Source organism: Actinoallomurus sp. NBC_01490 (assembly GCF_036227085.1).
Taxonomy (GTDB): domain Bacteria; phylum Actinomycetota; class Actinomycetes; order Streptosporangiales; family Streptosporangiaceae; genus Actinoallomurus; species Actinoallomurus oryzae.
On the sequence record NZ_CP109433.1, the window covers coordinates 10,795,869 to 10,814,071 of the forward strand.

The 18,203-nt window shown below is 71.2% G+C and carries 14 protein-coding genes; 7 read left to right on the top strand and 7 right to left on the bottom strand.

Annotated elements, in window-relative coordinates; translation table 11 throughout:
* The first annotated feature begins 233 nt into the window (after positions 1 to 233).
* Both OG417_RS49735 and OG417_RS49740 read left to right on the top strand, forming a co-directional pair.
* Positions 234 to 5,360: a tetratricopeptide repeat protein gene (locus tag OG417_RS49735; RefSeq protein ID WP_329245484.1), complete on the top strand. Its 5,127-nt coding sequence runs from the start codon at positions 234 to 236 to the stop codon at positions 5,358 to 5,360.
* Positions 5,361 to 5,727: 367 nt separating this feature from the next.
* Positions 5,728 to 6,150 (top strand): RICIN domain-containing protein, encoded by a 423-nt coding sequence (locus OG417_RS49740; RefSeq protein WP_329245487.1) that lies wholly within the window; start codon positions 5,728 to 5,730, stop codon positions 6,148 to 6,150.
* A gap of 46 nt (positions 6,151 to 6,196) precedes the next feature.
* Here OG417_RS49740 and OG417_RS49745 read toward each other — a convergent pair whose 3' ends face one another.
* Positions 6,197 to 7,054 (bottom strand): sugar phosphate isomerase/epimerase family protein, encoded by an 858-nt coding sequence (locus tag OG417_RS49745; protein WP_329245489.1) that lies wholly within the window; start codon positions 7,052 to 7,054, stop codon positions 6,197 to 6,199.
* A 128-nt stretch (positions 7,055 to 7,182) separates the two neighbouring features.
* Between OG417_RS49745 and OG417_RS49750 the strand changes: the two genes are divergently transcribed.
* Positions 7,183 to 7,815 (top strand): class I SAM-dependent methyltransferase, encoded by a 633-nt coding sequence (locus OG417_RS49750; RefSeq protein ID WP_329263093.1) that lies wholly within the window; start codon positions 7,183 to 7,185, stop codon positions 7,813 to 7,815.
* 15 nt (positions 7,816 to 7,830) lie between these two features.
* Here OG417_RS49750 and OG417_RS49755 read toward each other — a convergent pair whose 3' ends face one another.
* Positions 7,831 to 8,238 carry a MarR family winged helix-turn-helix transcriptional regulator gene (locus tag OG417_RS49755; RefSeq protein ID WP_329245493.1) on the bottom strand — a complete coding sequence of 136 codons (408 nt, stop codon included), beginning with the start codon at positions 8,236 to 8,238 and terminating at the stop codon, positions 7,831 to 7,833.
* Between the two features lie 72 nt (positions 8,239 to 8,310).
* On the opposite strand from OG417_RS49755, the gene OG417_RS49760 reads away from it, so the two are divergent.
* A complete protein-coding gene (locus tag OG417_RS49760; protein WP_329245496.1) occupies positions 8,311 to 8,790 on the top strand; it encodes a YbhB/YbcL family Raf kinase inhibitor-like protein in 480 nt (159 codons plus the stop codon).
* Here the strand turns inward: OG417_RS49760 and OG417_RS49765 are convergent.
* The gene (locus OG417_RS49765; protein ID WP_329245500.1) at positions 8,787 to 9,830 is read right to left on the bottom strand and encodes an SGNH/GDSL hydrolase family protein; all 1,044 of its coding nucleotides are present in this window, start codon (positions 9,828 to 9,830) and stop codon (positions 8,787 to 8,789) included. The two genes, OG417_RS49760 and OG417_RS49765, sit on opposite strands and share 4 nt — an antisense overlap.
* Before the next feature lie 106 nt (positions 9,831 to 9,936).
* Between OG417_RS49765 and radA the strand changes: the two genes are divergently transcribed.
* The 3 genes from radA to OG417_RS49780 all read left to right on the top strand — a co-directional run bounded on the left by radA (position 9,937) and on the right by OG417_RS49780 (position 13,256).
* Positions 9,937 to 11,334 (top strand): DNA repair protein RadA, encoded by a 1,398-nt coding sequence (gene radA / locus OG417_RS49770; RefSeq protein WP_329245503.1) that lies wholly within the window; start codon positions 9,937 to 9,939, stop codon positions 11,332 to 11,334.
* Positions 11,335 to 11,425: 91 nt separating this feature from the next.
* A complete protein-coding gene (gene disA, locus OG417_RS49775) occupies positions 11,426 to 12,508 on the top strand; it encodes a DNA integrity scanning diadenylate cyclase DisA (protein ID WP_329245507.1) in 1,083 nt (360 codons plus the stop codon).
* Positions 12,509 to 12,536: 28 nt separating this feature from the next.
* Complete coding sequence (locus OG417_RS49780; RefSeq protein WP_329245510.1) at positions 12,537 to 13,256, top strand: DUF4279 domain-containing protein; 720 nt, start codon at positions 12,537 to 12,539, stop codon at positions 13,254 to 13,256.
* Here the strand turns inward: OG417_RS49780 and OG417_RS49785 are convergent.
* From OG417_RS49785 to OG417_RS49800, 4 genes are all read right to left on the bottom strand, one after another.
* Positions 13,238 to 14,032 carry a DUF2306 domain-containing protein gene (locus OG417_RS49785; RefSeq protein ID WP_329245513.1) on the bottom strand — a complete coding sequence of 265 codons (795 nt, stop codon included), beginning with the start codon at positions 14,030 to 14,032 and terminating at the stop codon, positions 13,238 to 13,240. The two genes, OG417_RS49780 and OG417_RS49785, sit on opposite strands and share 19 nt — an antisense overlap.
* A gap of 308 nt (positions 14,033 to 14,340) precedes the next feature.
* Positions 14,341 to 16,848 carry an ATP-dependent Clp protease ATP-binding subunit gene (locus OG417_RS49790; RefSeq protein ID WP_329245516.1) on the bottom strand — a complete coding sequence of 836 codons (2,508 nt, stop codon included), beginning with the start codon at positions 16,846 to 16,848 and terminating at the stop codon, positions 14,341 to 14,343.
* Positions 16,849 to 17,090: 242 nt separating this feature from the next.
* Complete coding sequence (locus tag OG417_RS49795; RefSeq protein ID WP_285578315.1) at positions 17,091 to 17,423, bottom strand: histone-like nucleoid-structuring protein Lsr2; 333 nt, start codon at positions 17,421 to 17,423, stop codon at positions 17,091 to 17,093.
* A 143-nt stretch (positions 17,424 to 17,566) separates the two neighbouring features.
* Positions 17,567 to 17,710, bottom strand: coding sequence for a hypothetical protein (locus OG417_RS49800; protein WP_329245519.1), 144 nt, complete (start codon positions 17,708 to 17,710; stop codon positions 17,567 to 17,569).
* Positions 17,711 to 18,203: the final 493 nt, after the last annotated feature.

Below are 18,203 nucleotides of genomic sequence, written 5' to 3' on the forward strand. Positions count from 1 at the left end.
GGACCTCGTCGTCCCGATCGACCTCAGGTTAAGGCACCTCCCGCCCGATGCGGCGGCATCGTCCGGCGCCCCTGGATAAAAGCCGGCAGCGTGTCGCCGGCCCGGGGGACCCGAGCCGCTCGACATCACAACAAATAGGGCAGCAAGCCAGAAAGCAGGTACTCGATCATGTATTTTTCCTCGCCTGCGTAATCGAACAATCACTTGCCACATTCCGATTGCAGGGGAAGCGGATGACTTCGTGGGCCGAGCGGCTCCAGACGGCGACCGACAGGTGGCGGCAGGGCGACCTGGAGGGCGCCACCGTACTGCTGCGGGAGGTGGTCGTCTCCGGCGACCACACGATCGTCCCCGAGGCGTCTCACGCGCTCGGCCGGCTCTTGGAGGAGCGCGGTGATCCCGGCGGCGCCCAGGCGGCACACCGTTCCGTGATCGCGACAGGGCACCCCGTGTTCGCACAGCGCTCCGCGATCTGTCTCGGCCTGATGCTGACCGGCGACGAGCAGTGGGCGCTCGCCCATCGCCCGTTGCTGACAGCCGCCTCCGGCGCCGACTCCGAGATCGCCGCGATGGCCGAGGTCTCCCTGGTGCGGGTGCTGCGCAGGCTGGGCGACCTCGACGCGTCCGCGGAGGCTCTGGAACGCGCCAGGCGCAGCGGTGTCCCGGCGGTCGCCGAACTCGCGGAGGAGCTCGAGACCGCGCGGTGGCCGGACGACGGCGGCGAGCGCGAGCGCCAGGCCTGGCAGGCGTACGAGGCGATCGCTCACCTCCTGGACGACGATGAGGGCGAGGCCGATCACGAGGTCGTCCTGGCCGGGCTGAACATGATGCTCTCGCACGGCATACCGGAACTGTGCTCCCAGGCGGCCTTCCGGTTGTACTCGATCTACGCGGAGCGAGGCGAGTTCGACGAGTGCCGCCGCGTCATGGAACACGCGATCGCGGTCGGTGACCCGGCCGAACGCGGCATGGCCGAGAAGCTGCTCGGAGCGGCCCTCTTCGACCTGGGAGAACACCTCGAGGCACGAGAGGCGTATCGGCGCGCCGCCGATGACCACCGTCCGGAGGTACGGCTCGACGCGCTGATCCAGGAGTCCAAGTTCGCCCGGGAACTCGGCGACGAGGAGGAGTCCCGCGCCATCCTGTGGCGGGTGGTCGAGTCGGGCCACCCGCGCTTCGCCCTGGAGGCGCGGGCCTGCCTGGGCCAGGTGTACTCCGAGGCGGGTGAGGTGGACGACGCCGTCGCCTGCTGGCGGGTGGTGCTCGAAACCGGCTCTGAGTTCCACCAGGGAGCCGTGCACTTCCTCGGGATGCTGCTGCACGGGCTGCCGGCCGCCGACCCGCGGCGCGCGGAGATCGTCGCGCTGCTTCGCCGGGCCGCCGAGTTCGACGACCCTGACGTGGCGTTTCAGGCGCAGATGACGCTCACTCAGGCCGACATGGCCGCGCGTGGCCCGGACGAACGACGGGAGCAGGCGGTCGACGACTGCGACGCCGCGCTCGAGCGACTGCGTGAGGGCGATCCGGTTCGGGCTCGGACGCTGCTGCGCACGGTGATCGATGCTGAGATCGAGGGGGTGTCCGCGCGAGCCGCCCGCACCCTGGCTCTGCTCGAACTCGGGGAGGGCGACCCCGAGCAGGCCGAGGAACTCCTCGAGCACATCGCCGACAGCGGCGCGTTCACGGACGGCTTCGCCGCCGCCGTGGACCGGCATCTGATCGTCTCGGGTGAGGGCGGAGCGCCGCACCCGGTGCTCTCCGCATGGGTCGACTACCAACGGCTCGGCCGCGATGCCGGCATCGCACGCCTTCAGGAGTGCGCCGGGCATCCCGACCTCGCCGTGGCCGCGCTGGCCAAGAGCACGCTGGCGCAGGCGTACGTGTACCTCGGGGTGCCACGTTCGCGTGGCGTCGAACTGCTGAACGAGGCCGCCGCGGCCGGTGATCCGCTGGCGCTGTCGCACGCTGCGGCGCTCTCCTGGATCATCCGCCCCGACGACGAGGTCGACGAGGTGATCGAACTCCTGCGCCGCGCCCACGCACACGGAGATCCGGCGCTCGCGCCGTGGGTGGCCCATGCGCTCGGGTCGGCGCTGCAGGGGCGCGGCCAGGAGGGCGACGCCGATGAGGCGCTCGCCGCCTACGAGGCCGTCTCCGGCTCCGGACATCCGGACCTGGGCATCGAGGCCGAGACCAAGATGATCGAGATCCTGGAGGAGCGAGAGGATCTGGCGGGCGCGGCGACGGTGCACGAACGGATCGTGGCCCGTGGTGATCGGCTGCAGGCGCCGCGCAGTGCCTGGTTGCTCGGTCTGACCCGGGTGCGCCTGGACGACTTCGACGCCGCCCGCGCCGCGTACGCGTCGATCCCGGAGGACCATCCGGAGCTCGCCGAGCACGGCCGTTTCGCGCGCCGGCTGCTCGACCGGGATTTCGAGGGTGCCGCGGCCGACCTGGCCACCGTGCGGGAGCACGCCGACGACCCCGATGACGTCCGCATGATCGTGGCCACCTGGCTCGCCGTGGAGGCCGCGCACGCATGGCAGCGGGCGGGCGATACGACGGCCACCGATGCCGCGCTGTCTCTGGCGGTCGCGGAAGGCCACCCCGCCAAGGCCCAGGAGGCCGCGCTGTTCCTCGGCGCGCTGCGCGATGACGCGGGCGACCACGCGGGGGCGGCCGAGGCATGGGCCCGCGCCGCGGACGGCGACAACGAGCACCTGGCCAAGGTCGGCGCCGAGGCGCTCGGCGAGGCGCTGCACCGGCTCGGCGACCTGGATGGCGCCGCTGCGGCCTACCGGCAGGCGCTCGAGGCCACGGAACCCGACGACGACGCGCACGGCCGGCTCCTGGACACCGTGATCCACCTGCTCGTCGCCGCGGGCCGGGCGGCCGAGGCCCGGGCGCTTCAGATCGACAAGACCGGCGAAGGCTCCCACGTGGGTCTGCTGATCGGCAAGGCCCTCGAGGCGAACGGCGATCTCGACGCCGCCGCCGCGTACTACCGGGAGTCGATCGAGGACGAGGACGGCGGCGAGCTCGAGGCGGCCTATTCGTGCGTCATGCTGGCCCGGCTGCTCGCCGGCCGGGGCGAGGTGACACAGGCCGCCGCGATGGCCGAGCGCGCCATCGCGTCCTTCGGACGGCTCGCCGAGGCGGGCGTGGAGCACGCCGAGGGGAGCCTCGCCTCCACCGCGTACGAGCTCGGCGGCTACCTGAGCGAGGCCGGCGATGCCGAAGGCGCGCGCGAGGCGTACGAGCGGGCCACCGCCGCGGAGGATCCGCTGGTGCGGGTGTCGGCCAAGGAGCGCCTCGGCGCGGCGAGCCTCCGCGAACGCGCGCTGCTGCGACTGCACGAGGGCGACCGGACGGCCGCGCTGGACCTCTTCACTCGGGAGTACGGCTCACCCGTCATCGCCGAGGTGCACATCGCGCTGTTCGACGGGCGGTTCGAGGCCCTGCGGCCACTGCTCGAACAGGCCGCCGGCACCGAACACGCCGAGCGCGCCGCGAACTTCGTCCTCACCGCCGCCTTGGAGAAGCTGCGAGAGGGCCCCGACGAGGCCGCCGGCCTGTGCGCGATGGTGCAGGAGTTCGGCACGCCCGAGCAGGTGGCCGTCGTCTGCGACAACCTCGCCCACGCGTACGACCTGGCCGGCGACATCGACGCCGCGGTCGACGTGTTGAAACGAGGCGCGGCCGTGGACCATCCGTTTGCACTCTCCTGCCTCCGCCGGCTGATCGGCCTGCTGGCGCTTCAGGGAGATCACACCGCTGCCGATGAGGCCGCGCGGCGCGCGATCGACAGCGGCGACCCCGAGACGGTCACCATCGGCGTCTGGACGCTGGGCGATCTCGCCAAGGCCCGCGGCGACCTCGCGGAGGCCGCGGCGCGCTACCGCACGGCGATCGAGGGCGCCGACCCGGCGACCGTTCCCTCCATCCAGGTCGAGCTCGGCCGGGTGCTGTGGGAGCTCGGCGAGTCCGGTGCCGCATATCGGGTGATGGAGTCGGTACTGACCGGCGACGATCCCGGCCGGGCGCTGTTCGCGGGCACTCACATGGGCTTCTGGCTGGCCGAGGACGGGCGGCTCGCGGATGCCGCCGAGGCCTTCGGCGCCGCCGTGGCCGCCGGCGTCCGTCACCCGGACCCGGACGAGGATGATCAGGAGTGCCATCAGCGGGCGCTGAACGCCCTGGCGTCCGTCGCCGGCGAGGCCGACGGGGCCGGCGACGCCGCCGCGGCCGTACGCGCGCTCCACCTGGCGGCCGCGGGCGGAGCGTCCAACGACGCGGCGCGGATCGCCGAGGACTATGCGACGGTCGCCGTGGAACGCGGCGACCTGGACGCCGCACGCACGTACTACGAGGGCGCGGCGGCCTTCCCGCCGGACGGCGATCCGCGCCTGCTGGTGAAGCTCGCGGAGCTTCTCGCCGAACACGGCGCCGCCGCCGAGGCCCGCGCGCTGCTCGAACGACTCGTGGCGTCCGACGATCCGTACGTGCGGCTGGCCGCCGGCGTCACGCTGGTGCCCATGCTCGAGGAGGCGGGTGAGCACGACCGGGCGCTCGAGGTCGCCGCGCGATCCGCGGGACAGGACGTCTCGCGGGAGGCTGCGGAAGCCCCCGCCGACACCGCGCTCGATCCGAACGCGCAGGCCCTGCTCGGCAGCCTGCTCGGCGTCATGCAGAGGGAGCGGGGAGACAGCGAGGGATCACTGCGCACACTGCGCGCCGCGGCGGAAAGCGGCGAACCCGCCGCCCTGCTCACCCTCGGGGAGACCCTGGTGGAGGCCGGCCGCGTCGAGGAGGCCCGCGAGGTCCTGACCGATGCCTGCGAGACCGAGGGCGAGTTCGGCCGCCGCGCCGTGGTCGGTCTCGGTAGGACGTTCCACGATGAGGACCCGGATCGGGCACGGGAGCTCTACCTGCGTGCGGTACGGACCGCCGCCGGATCGGACTCCGTCGCGACGGTGCTCGCCAAGATGTACCTCGGGTCGCTGGCGAAACGGGACCGGGACTGGCCCGAGGCGCTGCGCTGGTATCAGCAGGTGATCGACTCCGGCGGCCGGACCGGAGACACGAGCCAGGCGCCGATGGCGGCCGCACATCTGGGTGAGCTCGCGTACTGGCTGGGCGACCGTGACGCCGCGGTGCGCTTCTACGAGCTCACCCTGGCCACCGGCACGGAGAACGCCGAACTCGTGGGCGAGGCCTCGTACCGGCTGGGTGAGATCCGGCACGGCGACGGCCACACCGAACCGGCCCGGAGACACCTGCGGCAGGCGATCGGATCCGGGCACGCGGGCTTCGCCGATCAGGCACGCGCATTGCTCGACAAGCTCGGCGAGGAGGACTGAGAGACCGTCGGTGACCCTCGCCCTGTCGCACGGCGGGCGAGGGTCACCGACGGCGACTCCCCCTGGACGCCTCGCGGTAGCGCACGGGCCCGCGGGCGGTCTCTCAGGAGGGCGAGACCCCGCCCTCCGGGTCGACCCGCCAGGCACCGCCGGTGGCAGCGGAAGGAGAGGGAGCAATATGTCGCCGCACAGTCCTTACAGGTCCCTTACCAGCCCTGACAACGCATTCCCTCCTCTCGATTCGGCCCGTTAGTTTCGCCGGAATAGCAGTCGGTAGCGCGGAAGGCGGATGGTGACGATGCGCAGGAGACATTTGCCCGGGGCTTCGGCGGTGTTCCTCGGTGTGTTGGGTGGGTCGCTAGCCGGCGTGGGGGTCGTGCCGGCGTCCGCGAGCGTCGACCCCGGGGTCTGGTGGAACGGCGCGTACGAGGGGTACTGCCTGGACGGTGGCGCCGCCGGGCAGGCGTTCCTCGCCCCCTGTGACGACGAGGCGCACCAGCAGTGGACCAGCCCGACGCTCGCCGGCGAGCCCGGCGCGGTGGGCGCGGTCTTCGCGATGCGGAACCAGCAGACGGACCAGTGCCTGACCGGTGACGCCCAGGGCCGCGTGTTCACCACGACGTGCACCTACGACGACGCCCAGGGCTGGATCGGAGGCTCGCTTCTCGTCAACCGGGCGACAGGGCTGTGCGTAGCCGCCGAGAAGCCGGCGGACCTGAAGCAGGTGCCCTGCGACCCGGACTACCTGTCGGACGACCAGCGCTGGTACCCGGCCCAGGCCGGAACCTGACCGATGCGGCCGCTCGCCGTGTCGCGCCGTGGCCGCGACGCCCCTCTCAGGAGGGCGAGACCTCGCCCTCGGAGTCGACCCGCCAGGCACCGGCCGGGCGGGCGGCCGCCAGGTGCAGCCGCGTGAAGGCGAGGGACTCGGCCAGATCGTCGATCCGCCGGTCGCGGCCGGTCGCGCGGCGCGTGTTGATCTCGACGACCACCTGCCCGGTGTAACGCTGGGCGGCGAGGCGTTCGAGCATCTCGGCGGCCGGCTGGTTACCGCGGCCGGGCACGAGGTGCTCGTCGCGGTTGACGACGCCGATGCCGTCCGCGAGATGGAGGTGGGCGAGCCGGTCGCCGAGCGCCTCGGCCATCGCCAGCGGGTCCGAGCCGGACACGGCCGTGTGCGACAGATCGATGGTGACGTTGGGGTACGGCTGGTCGATCGGGTTCCAGTGCGGGGCGTACATGCCGACCTCGGTCGTCCGCGCGCGTACGGGGAACATGTTCTCCACCGAGAAGACGACGTCGGTCTCCTCCTGCATGCGCGCGAGACCCTGCTCGAACTCCCGGGCGTACTCCCGCTGCCAGCGGAACGGCGGATGCACCACGACCACACGCGCGCCGAGCTTCTCGGCGGCGTCCTTGGAGCGCATCAGCTTGCCCCACGGCTCACGGCCCCAGACCCGCTGGGTGAGCAGCAGGCAGGGCGCGTGCACGGACAGGATGGGGATCTGGTGGTAGTCCGACAACCTGCGGAGAACATCGATGTCCTGGCTCGCCGGGTCGGTGGTCACCATGACTTCGAGCCCGTCGTATCCGAGCTGTGCAGCGATCTCGAACGCGGCGGGCGTCTTCTCCGGGTAGACGGACGCCGTCGACAGCACGATCGGCGCGTCGGGGACCTGGAGGACTTCATCCACAATCGGCAAGCCTATGCGTTCCTCGGCCCAGAACGTTGTGGGATCCCCCACGCGTCTACCGTGGAGCGGTGATCGCTGCCGGAGCCATAGCCAGTCCGAACATCTGGAACGCCCCGCGGGTGTACGAAATGGAGAACCTCGCGGCCGATCCGGACGGCCGGATCGAGGAGGCCATGCGCGCCGTCCGCACCTGGGACGGCGCCACCGTGCTGGACATCGGCTGCGGCACGGGCTTCCACCTGCCGCGCTTCGCCCGTGCGGCCGCGAAGGTGCTGGGCGTCGAGCCGCACGAGGCCCTCGCGACCGCGGCGCGCCGGCGTGTCGCGGGCACCCCGGGAGTGGCCGTACGCGTCGGGGCCGCCCAGGCGCTGCCGGTGCCGCCCGCCTCCGTGGACGTCGCGCACGCCCGCTGGGCGTACTTCTTCGGCCCGGGGTGCGAGCCGGGGCTGGCCGAGCTGGAGCGGGTCATGCGGCGCGGCGGCGCGGCCTTCGTGATCGACAATGACGCGACGCGGTCGACGTTCGGCTCGTGGTTCCGGCGGTGGCTGCCGTCCTACGATCCGGTCGCCGTGGAGCGGTTCTGGGCCCGGCAGGGCTTCTCTCGTACGCCGATCGACATGAGCTGGCGGTTCACCGACCGCGCGGCGCTGGAGGCGGTGCTGCGGATCGAGTTCCCGGCGGACCTGGCGACGGCGTTCCTGGCCGAGGTGCCGGGCTGCGAGGTCGACTACGCCGTCAACCTGTGGTGGCGGCGTTACTGACCGCGATCGGCCCGGTCAGGGCCGCAGCTTGCCGAGGATCTCCGGGATCCGGCGGACGATCTCACGCTCGTCGTCGTCCAGGTCGTCGCGGATCGCCCGTGCGATGCCGGACGCCCGGTGGCGGCGTTCGCCGTCCAGGGCCCGCCTGCCGTACTCCGTGATCGTCACGACCTGCCGCCTGCGGTCCTGCTCGTCCGGGCTCAGCGCGACGAGCGCCCGGTCGTGCAGGAGATGGACCGTCCGCGTCATGGTCTGGTGCCTGACGCCCTCCCGGCGGGCCAGGTCGGCGATCGACAGCGGGCCCGTACGGTCGAGGTGCCCCAGCACCGCCGCCTGACCGCGGGGCATGTGGTCGTGCAGGCGTACGCGGCGTACGAAGTCACCGATGGCCGCGCGCAGCTCTTCGGCCAGCTCCTCGTCCATGAACAGAGGTATACAGCATCGCTGTACACTTTCGTTGTACAGCGTCGCTGTATTTCCTGAGAGGAGAAGTGCGTGAACCCCTACGAGCTCGCGTTCCCGGCCCCGTCCTTCCCGATCGCCAGCAAGGACTTCGACGACGGCGGGCCGCTGCCGCCATCGGCCTACCAGCCGGCGAACGAGTCGCCCGAGCTGTCCTGGGGACCGCTGCCGGAGGGCACGAAGAGCCTGGTCGTCACGGCGTTCGACGCCGATGCCCCGATCCCCGGCGGCCTGTGGCACTGGGCGGTGAAGGATGTTCCGGCGACCGCCGGCGGTCTCCCCCACGGCTCCGCCGACCTGGGCGTGACACTGGCCAACGACCTCGGCGTGCGGGCGTACACCGGGGCGAAGCCGCCGCCCGGCACCGGGACGCACCGGATGTTCGTCTGCGTGACCGCGCTCGGCGTCGAGACGCTCGACCTTCCGCCGGAGGCGAGCCTGGCGATGCTGAACATCACGATGATCCCGCACACACTGGGCCGCGCCGTCATCGTCGGCACCAGCAGGCCCTAACGGTCGGCGGCGGCCCTGGCGGCGGAGAGAGTGTCCAGGACGCGGTCGGCCACGACGCGCATGCCGGTGGCGTTCGGGTGGATCGGCGCCGCCGCGTGGGTGATCAGCAGCGGCTCGACCCAGCGATGTGTCCTGGCGCACATGTCGTGGCCGGCGCCGCCGCGGTAGTCGTCGGCGAACAGCGCGCCGCCCCGACGCGCCTCCTGGGCCAGCATGTGGTTGAGCGAGCGTTCGACGCGGTCGAGGTAGGGCACGTCGCCGGCGGCCGTGGGCACCGACGGCCAGCATCCGGTGCCGGAGGGCAGGATGCGCAGGTAGCCGACCACGACCACGACCGCGTGCGGCGCACGCGCGCGGATGCTGCGAAGCACCGTGGCGATCCTCGGTGCGGCGGCGGCGACCCGGTCGGTGAGCGTGGTGCCGAAGTGCTTCATGCAGGGCGCGCCCTTGGGCGCGGTGAGGCTCAGCCCGGCGCACGTGTAGAAGGTCTTGCTGAACCCCACGTCGTTCCCGCCGATGCCGACCGTCACCAGCGCGGTGTCGGGGGTGACGGCGTCGAGCTGTGCGGGGTTCTCGCCGAACAGGACGTGCTGGGGCCGGAACAGGTCCGCGATGGTGGCGGCGGTGCAGCTGACGTCGGCGAACTCCCCGGCCTTGAGCGCGCGGGCGAGCAGTGAGGGGTAGTTGTGGTCCGAGCGCAGGCAGGCGAACGGCTTTCCGTGCTGCCGCGGGATCATCGGCCCGGCCGTGAACGAGTCGCCCATCGCGACGTAGCGCCCACCGGCGACCAGGGCCGCCGCCGTCCGGGCCCCGCGAGCGGCGGACAGGCGATCCGCGACGCGCACCCTCTCAAGGGCACGTACGGCGGCCTGAGTGCGTACAGCGGCCTGAGTGCGTTCGGCGGCCGCCTGGCCCTCACCGCGCGTCGGCGCCTGGGTGCGTACGGCCGCGTGGGCCGAGGGAGCGCGGTCGGTCGCGGGCAACGCCATCGTGGCGGCCAATGCCGGAAGAACCGCCCCGAGCGCGGACCACCTGCGCATCCGTGCCTCCCCGTACCCCGCTCGTCGCGATCTCCGTCGTCACTCTCTTACCCTGCGTAACGACTGTCACGCGGAACTGTCGGCACCCCTGCGTACAGTCACCCCCATGGCGAAGACCGGGAAACAGGCGTACCGCTGCGCCGAGTGCGGCTGGCAGACCTCCAAGTGGGTCGGCCGCTGCGGCGAGTGCCAGGCGTGGGGCACCGTCGACGTCGCGGGCGCGGCCAAGCCCGCGCGGGTCGTCACGGCCGGTCCGGTGAGCGCCCCCGCGCGGCCGATCGGCGAGGTCGACGTGCAGGCCGCGCAGACCACCGCGACCGGGCTGGACGAGCTCGACCGGGTCCTGGGCGGCGGGCTGGTGCCCGGCGCGGTGATGCTGCTCGCCGGCGAGCCGGGCATCGGCAAGTCGACCCTGCTGCTCGAGGTCGCGGCGCTGCACGCCGCGCGCGGCCCGGTGCTCTACGTCACCGGTGAGGAGTCCGCCGAGCAGGTGCGCCTGCGCGCCGACCGGGTCGGGGCCATCGCGGCCAAGCTCTACCTCGCCGCCGAGACCGACCTGTCGGCCGTGCTCGGGCAGGTCGACTCCGTGGCGCCCGAGCTGCTCGTCGTCGACTCGATCCAGACGATCGGCTCGGCCGAGGTCGACGGCGCGCCGGGCGGGGTGAGCCAGGTGCGCGAGGTCGCGGCCAACCTCATCCGCGTCGCGAAGGAGCGCGGCATCACCACGGTCGTCGTCGGCCACGTGACCAAGGACGGCTCGATCGCCGGCCCGCGCGTCCTGGAGCACCTGGTCGACGTCGTCCTCTACTTCGAGGGCGACCGGCACAGCCGGCTTCGCATGATCCGCGCGGTGAAAAACCGCTACGGCCCGACCGACGAGCTGGGCTGCTTCGACCTGTCGGAGATGGGCATCGTGGGGCTGCCCGATCCGAGCGGCCTGTTCCTGACCCGGCAGGAGAAGCCCGCGCCCGGCACCTGCGTGACCGTCACGCTCGAGGGCCGGCGGCCGCTCGTCGCCGAGGTCCAGTCGCTGGTGGCGCCCTCGCCGCTGGCCAACCCCCGGCGGATGACCTCCGGCCTCGACTCCTCGCGGGTGGCGATGATGCTGGCGGTGCTCCAGCGACGGTGCGGGGTCAAGTTGCACGACCGCGACGTCTACGCCGCGACGGTCGGCGGTGTGCGCCTGGGCGAGCCGTCGGTCGACCTGGCGGTGGCGCTGGCCGTCACGGGCGCCGCGAACGACCTGACGCTGCCCGCCGATCTCGTGGCGTTCGGCGAGGTCGGGCTGGCCGGCGAGGTGCGCGGAGTGCAGGCCGCCAAGCGCCGGCTGTCGGAGGCCGCGCGGCTCGGCTACCGGCGCGCGGTCGTGCCCACGGGCTCGCTGGATCCCACCACGCGGTCGAGTGGCACGATCGTGACCGATGAGGGTATGCAAGTGGTGGAAACGGACGCCGTCTGGTCCGCGTTGGACATCGCGTTCGCCGCGCTTGGTTCTGAAGCATGACCATGGGCCCCCCACTTTGGGCCGAGCGGAGGAGGCTGCCGGACGCGTTCACCGATAAACTGACCGCCGTCCAGCGACCTCCGGGGGTCACGTGCCAGCACATGACAAGGGTAAAGACGAGCGTCGGCGCGCAACCCTCGCCGCCGTCGCGCCGGGGACCCAACTCCGCGACGGGCTCGAACGCATCCTGCGCGGCCACACCGGCGGTCTGATCGTTCTCGGATACGACAAGATCGTCGCCGGCCTCTGCACGGGCGGTTTCCAGCTCGACGTGGAGTTCTCCTCGACGCGCCTGCGCGAGTTGGCGAAGATGGACGGTGCGATCGTCATCGACAGCACCTGCACCCGCATCGTCCGCGCCGGCGTCCATCTGATGCCCGACCCGACCATCCCGACCGAGGAGTCGGGCACCCGCCACCGCACCGCCGAGCGGGTGGCGAAGCAGACCGGCTTCCCGGTGCTGTCGGTCAGCCAGTCCATGCGCATAATCGCGCTTTATCTCGACGGCCAGCGCTATGTCCTGGAGGACTCGGCGGCCATCCTGTCCCGCGCCAACCAGGCGCTCGCGACGCTCGAACGCTACAAGCTGCGCCTCGACGAGGTCGCCGGCACACTGTCCGCCCTGGAGATCGAGGACCTCGTCACCGTCCGTGACGTGAGCGCCGTCGTGCAGCGCCTGGAGATGGTCCGCCGCATCGCCGACGAGATCAACGGCTACGTGGTCGAGCTCGGCACCGACGGCCGCCTGCTGTCACTCCAGCTCGACGAGCTGGTCTCCGGCGTCGACGCCGACCGCGAGCTCATCGTCCGCGACTACCAGCCCCAGAGCCGCGGCCCCCGCCCGGTCGCCGACGTCCTGGAGTCCCTCAACCGCCTGTCGGCCAGCGAGCTCCTCGACCTGACGACCGTGGCGGACGTGCTGGCGTTCTCCGGCAACGACCCGCTGGACATCCCGGTGAGCCCGAAGGGCTACCGGCTCCTCGCCAAGGTCCCCCGCATGCCGAGCCTGGTGGTCGAGCGCCTGGTCGAGCACTTCGGCGGCCTGCAGAAGCTCCTGGCCGCGGGCATCGACGACCTCCAGACGGTCGGCGGCGTGGACGAGGCCCGCGCCCGCAGCGTCCGCGAGGGCCTGTCCCGCCTGGCCGAGTCCTCCATCCTCGAACGCTACGTCTGACCTCCGGCACGCCGCATAGGATCCGCGGATGCGTGTGCGGCAGTACGTCTACTTCGCTCTGCACAGCTCGACCCTCCCGGCCGCCGAGATGGCGACCCGCCTGGGCCTGGAGCCGGATGAGGTGTCGGTCCGCGGCAGCCGTACGACGACTCCTCCACGGCCGGTCACTCACGTGTGGAAGATCGTGTGCCGGGACCGCGGCCTGAGCGCCCTGCCGGGCGTCGGCGCGTACACGGCCGCGGCCGTCGCCAGCTTCGCGTACCGCAGGAGGCACGCCGTGCTGGACACCAACGTCCGGCGCGTGCTGGCCCGCGTGGTCACCGGGGTCGAGTACCCACCGAAGACCCAGACGACCGCCGAGGTCCGCCTCGCCGAATCCCTGCTGCCGGAGGACCCGCCGGTGGCCGCCCGCTGGTCCGTGGCGATCATGGAGCTCGGCGCCCTGGTGTGCACGGCCCGGGCCCCGCGCTGTGCCGACTGCCCCCTGGTGGCGGAGTGCACGTGGCGCCTGGCCGGCAAGCCCCCGTACGACGGCCCGCCGCGCAAGGGCCAGACGTACGCGGGCACCGACCGCCAGTGCCGGGGCCGCCTCCTCGCCGTCCTACGCCACGCCGACGGCCCTGTGGAGAAGGCGGCCCTGGACGACGTGTGGGCCGACACCCTCCAGCGCGAGCGCTCCCTCGCCGCCCTCATCGAGGACGGCCTGGTCGACCCCCTGGACGACGGCCGCTACGCCCTCCCGACCTGAGCCGGATCGACCGCCTGGCGGGGCTCGCCCGCCGTGGCGGCTTCGGCCGTGGGCGCGACCGGTCGCGGGCGCGAGGCACGGAGGGAACCGTAGCGGCGCTGGATGTACCACTCCGCGATCAGCAGGTTCAGCACGAACGCGAGCCACGAGGTCGTCCCGGCGATGTCGTGCGTGATCAGGGTGGCGTCGTCGCCGCGTCCGACAGCGCCGTCCTGCGCCGCGACGAGGAAGTAGACCGGCGCCTGGAGCAGCGTGTTGGTGACCTTGCCGAACGTCAGCGCGAAGTTACGGATCATCCACTGCCGGTGGTCGGCGTACCGGCGCCGGCGGGCGGTGCGATAGGCCGCGTAGGCGGTGCCGAACCACACGACCGAGAACAGTCCGGTCGCCAGCTGGCTGCTCACCCCGAACGAGGACGTCTGCGCCGAGACCGGAATGCTGATCACCGCGCTGGGGAACACGCCGGCGAAGAGGTAGGCGCGTCCGATCCAGCGGTGCGCCTTACGGCGCCGCCGCAGCCACGGCCAGAACTGCAGCGGCCCCGCGATGAGGGCCACCGACGCCGTGAAGATGTGCGTGACGAGCAGCACGTAGGCGAAGGTGTCGGTCTCCGGGACCCGGCTGCGGCTCATCTCCGGCGGGATGTACGCGGTCAGCAGATACACGAGAGGGGCCACGCACAGCACGGCGAGCAGGATCAACGGCCATCTGCGTCCACGCCGTCGCCGCTCCGGCCCTCCGGCCGCCTTCACCGGTGGCGCCATCGTCGTCGTCATGGGATCTCCTCTCCGGCGGTCTGGTGTCCACGAGAACCCTCGCAAGGATGAATGCGGGAGTCTCTGGCCCTGAACCCCGGATCGGGGGTGGTGCCAGCGACACCGTCGTGCCCTCGACCGGCGGAAAGGCGGCCGTAGCCGGGCGTACCACGACGAAGATCGTCGGTCGGCGCCCGCCCCTGGCGGGCCTGAGGACCGGCGCCGGCAAGGTACGGGTCACGGCCGTGGATGACGAGGTCCACCCACCCGCCGAACGCGCCGAGACCCGCGTCCCTGAGCGGAACGCGGGTCTCGGTCGGGTCGTGCGGTTACGGGTGGTTGACCGGCTCGCCGGCGGGGGCGGAGGCCGGGACGGCGGACTCGGGCTTGGGCTCGCCGGCGAAGGTGAACTTCGCCGTCTCGCCGGTGCCCTCGACGCCGACCATGACGATCTCCCCGGCGCGCAGCTCGCCGTACAGGATCTTCTCGGACAGGTTGTCCTCGATCTCCCGCTGGATGGTGCGGCGCAGCGGCCGGGCACCCAGCACCGGGTCGTAGCCGCGCTCGGCCAGCAGGTCCTTGGCCTCCTGGCGCAGCTCGATGCCCATGTCGCGGTCCTTGAGGCGCTCGTCGACCTTCTCGATCATCAGATCGACGATCTGGATGATCTCCTTCGGCGTGAGCTGGTGGAACACGACGGTGTCATCGACGCGGTTGAGGAACTCCGGCCGGAAGTGCTGCTTGAGCTCCTCGTTGACCTTGGCCTTCATCCGGTCGTACGAGCCCTGCTCGTCGTTCTCCCGGGCGAAGCCGACCGACAGGCCCTTGGAGATGTCGCGCGTGCCGAGGTTGGTCGTCATGATCACGACCGTGTTCTTGAAGTCGACCACGCGGCCCTGGGCGTCGGTGAGGCGCCCGTCCTCCAGGATCTGCAACAGCGAGTTGAAGATGTCCGGGTGGGCCTTCTCGATCTCGTCGAACAGCACCACGGAGAACGGCTTGCGGCGGACCTTCTCGGTCAGCTGGCCGCCCTCTTCGTAGCCGACGTATCCGGGCGGAGACCCGAACAGCCGCGAGACCGTGTGCTTCTCCATGAACTCGGACATGTCCAGCTGGATCAGCGCGTCTTCGTCGCCGAAGAGGAACTCCGCCAGCGTCTTGGACAGCTCGGTCTTACCGACACCCGACGGGCCCGCGAAGATGAACGAACCACCCGGACGCTTGGGGTCCTTCAGACCCGCACGCGTGCGGCGGATCGACTGGGACAGCGCCTTGATGGCGTCGTTCTGGCCGATGACCCGCTTGTGGAGCTCGTCCTCCATGCGGAGCAGGCGGGCGCTCTCCTCCTCGGTGAGCTTGAAGACCGGAATGCCGGTCGCCGTCGCGAGAACCTCCGCGATCAGCTCCTCGGTGACCTCGGCGACGACGTCCATGTCGCCGGCCTTCCATTCCTTCTCCCGCTGCGCCTTGGCCTGGAGAAGCTGCTTCTCCCGGTCGCGCAGCGCGGCGGCCTTCTCGAAGTCCTGCGCGTCGATCGCGGACTCCTTGTCGCGCCGCACGTCGGCGATCTTCTCGTCGTACTCGCGCAGGTCCGGCGGCGCGGTCATGCGGCGGATGCGCATGCGCGAGCCGGCCTCGTCGATGAGGTCGATCGCCTTGTCCGGCAGGAACCGGTCGCTGATGTAGCGGTCGGCCAGCTGGGCCGCGGCCACCAGCGCACCGTCGGTGATCGAGACGCGGTGGTGGGCCTCGTAGCGGTCGCGCAGGCCCTTGAGGATCTCGATCGTGTGGCTGAGCGACGGCTCGGCGACCTGGATCGGCTGGAAGCGGCGCTCGAGCGCGGCGTCCTTCTCCAGGTACTTGCGGTATTCGTCGAGCGTCGTCGCGCCGATGGTCTGCAGCTCACCGCGGGCCAGCATCGGCTTGAGGATGCTGGCGGCGTCGATCGCGCCCTCGGCGGCGCCCGCACCGACCAGCGTGTGCAGCTCGTCGATGAACAGGATGATGTCGCCGCGGGTGCGGATCTCCTTGAGCACCTTCTTCAGGCGCTCTTCGAAGTCACCGCGGTAGCGGGAACCGGCCACCAGTGCGCCCAGGTCGAGGGTGTAGAGCTGCTTGTCCTTCAGCGTCTCGGGGACCTCGCCCTTGACGATCTTCTGGGACAGCCCCTCGACGACCGCCGTCTTACCGACGCCGGGCTCACCGATCAGGACCGGGTTGTTCTTGGTACGGCGGGACAGCACCTGCATGACCCGCTCGATCTCTTTCTCGCGCCCGATGACCGGGTCGAGCTTGCCTTCACGCGCGGCCTGCGTCAGGTTGCGGCCGAACTGGTCCAGCACAAGAGAGGTCGACGGGGCCGCCTCTGAGGGCCCACCTGAGGAGGCGGGCTCCTTGCCCTGGTATCCGTGCAGCAACTGGATCACCTGCTGCCGCACGCGGTTCAGATCGGCACCCAGCTTCACCAGCACCTGGGCGGCCACACCCTCGCCTTCACGGATCAGGCCGAGCAGGATGTGCTCGGTCCCGATGTAGTTGTGGCCGAGCTGAAGTGCCTCACGCAGCGAGAGCTCAAGGACCTTCTTCGCCCGCGGAGTGAACGGGATGTGTCCCGAAGGTGCCTGCTGCCCCTGGCCGATGATCTCCTCGACCTGCTGGCGCACGGCTTCGAGGCTGATGCCCAGGCTCTCCAGAGCCTTGGCCGCAACCCCCTCGCCCTCGTGGATGAGGCCCAAGAGGATGTGCTCGGTGCCGATGTAGTTGTGGTTGAGCATCCTGGCCTCTTCCTGAGCCAGGACGACAACCCGCCGCGCGCGGTCCGTAAACCTCTCGAACATCTCGTCGCTCCTCACAGAGCGGTTGGGCAGTAGCCGGAATGTCCGACTCTGTCCTTCCGCATGCTAGCCCGCCCGGCGGAAGCCGCCACTCGGTAGTCCCAACGGAAGACGTTCCCCTGGGCAAGCCCGTTCATCCTCATCCAACTACCGCGCGGGGCCGCGATGTTCCCCGTACGCCGCAAGCGAACGGCCCGCCGCCCCCTGGGGCCGGGCGACGGGCCACTCACCGGAGCTGTGTTCGATCAGTGCGCGCGCTCGTACTCCTCGACGACGGTCGCCGGGATGCGTCCACGCTCGTTGACCTTGATGCCACGCGCCTTCGCCCACGCGCGGATGTCCGCGCTGCGCTCGCGGCTCGACGCCGCGCGGCTCCGACGCCGGCGACCACCGGCGGCAGCCCCGCCGGCCTTGCGGGCGTGCTCCACGAACGGCGCCAGGGAATCCCGCACCTTCTTAGCGTTGGCGGCGCTCAGATCGATCTCATATGGGACGCCGTCGAGAGAGAACTGGACCGTCTCCTCTGCCTCCCCCCCATCGATGTCGTCGATGAGGCGCTTAATGATCTGCTCTGCCATGGAGACTGACCTTTCACCGGAGCAAACTGCATTCGGTTGCCAAAGATATACCTCCGTGGCTCCCGATGACAATTCCAACGCTGGAAGTTTAGCACGCACGTTACGGTGCGTAATCACCGGCAATCCAGCGGGCGGCGGGAGGCTTACTGCCCCGCCCTGCGCTTCTCCGGCACGTCTTCCCGCCTCCGCTTACCGCCCATCTCTCTCCGCACCACCCAGAACACGCCCGCGAAGAACACGGCGGCCACCGTGAGAGGGGGGACGAGCGCCGCAAGGTCGTTCCACATCGGCCCATGCCTTCCGTTCTCGCGTTATCGGACCTGTCACCCAAGAGGTCACCCAAGCTCTCGCCCAAGCGGACTGGGCGCGTACGGCCCCTGCCCTTGAATTGTCCCGCAGTCGCATGCGGCGCACACACCGCCCCGGCTTTCGGCCCGGCCGCTGCGCGACATCCGGTCCTACGGGCCGGTCGGAGGCTCATCCGGCGACCGTTGCACGGGGCATCGATACGCTGGGGTGAGTCGTTCCGGCACCCGGACCCCAGCGCGGAGCGTGACGGCGCGCCGGACGGCCAGCCTGTCCGAAAAGTACAGGGGCCTCCTGCGCACCTGCGCCCACGTATCGCTCGAATAACCCTCGCGTACCGGCACTTAACAGGCAGCGACCAGCACGGAATGCGCAACCCGGCAGGCACCCGCGCCGACCTGGGGATCATGAGCAGCGAACATGCGCCGTGGAATCCATCGGTCGGCGCGATCCGGCGATCTTAAGGCCCGGAGC

What these genes read in the sequence shown, in the direction of transcription:
- OG417_RS49735 (WP_329245484.1), top strand. Translation starts at nt 234, where the DNA reads ATGACTTCGTGGGCCGAGCGGCTCCAGACGGCGACCGACAGGTGGCGG.
- OG417_RS49750 (WP_329263093.1), top strand. Translation starts at nt 7,183, where the DNA reads ATGGAGAACCTCGCGGCCGATCCGGACGGCCGGATCGAGGAGGCCATG.
- OG417_RS49755 (WP_329245493.1), bottom strand. Translation starts at nt 8,238, where the DNA reads ATGGACGAGGAGCTGGCCGAAGAGCTGCGCGCGGCCATCGGTGACTTC.
- OG417_RS49765 (WP_329245500.1), bottom strand. Translation starts at nt 9,830, where the DNA reads ATGCGCAGGTGGTCCGCGCTCGGGGCGGTTCTTCCGGCATTGGCCGCC.
- radA (WP_329245503.1), top strand. Translation starts at nt 9,937, where the DNA reads ATGGCGAAGACCGGGAAACAGGCGTACCGCTGCGCCGAGTGCGGCTGG.
- OG417_RS49780 (WP_329245510.1), top strand. Translation starts at nt 12,537, where the DNA reads ATGCGTGTGCGGCAGTACGTCTACTTCGCTCTGCACAGCTCGACCCTC.
- OG417_RS49785 (WP_329245513.1), bottom strand. Translation starts at nt 14,032, where the DNA reads ATGACGACGACGATGGCGCCACCGGTGAAGGCGGCCGGAGGGCCGGAG.
- OG417_RS49790 (WP_329245516.1), bottom strand. Translation starts at nt 16,848, where the DNA reads ATGTTCGAGAGGTTTACGGACCGCGCGCGGCGGGTTGTCGTCCTGGCT.
- OG417_RS49795 (WP_285578315.1), bottom strand. Translation starts at nt 17,423, where the DNA reads ATGGCAGAGCAGATCATTAAGCGCCTCATCGACGACATCGATGGGGGG.
- OG417_RS49800 (WP_329245519.1), bottom strand. Translation starts at nt 17,710, where the DNA reads ATGTGGAACGACCTTGCGGCGCTCGTCCCCCCTCTCACGGTGGCCGCC.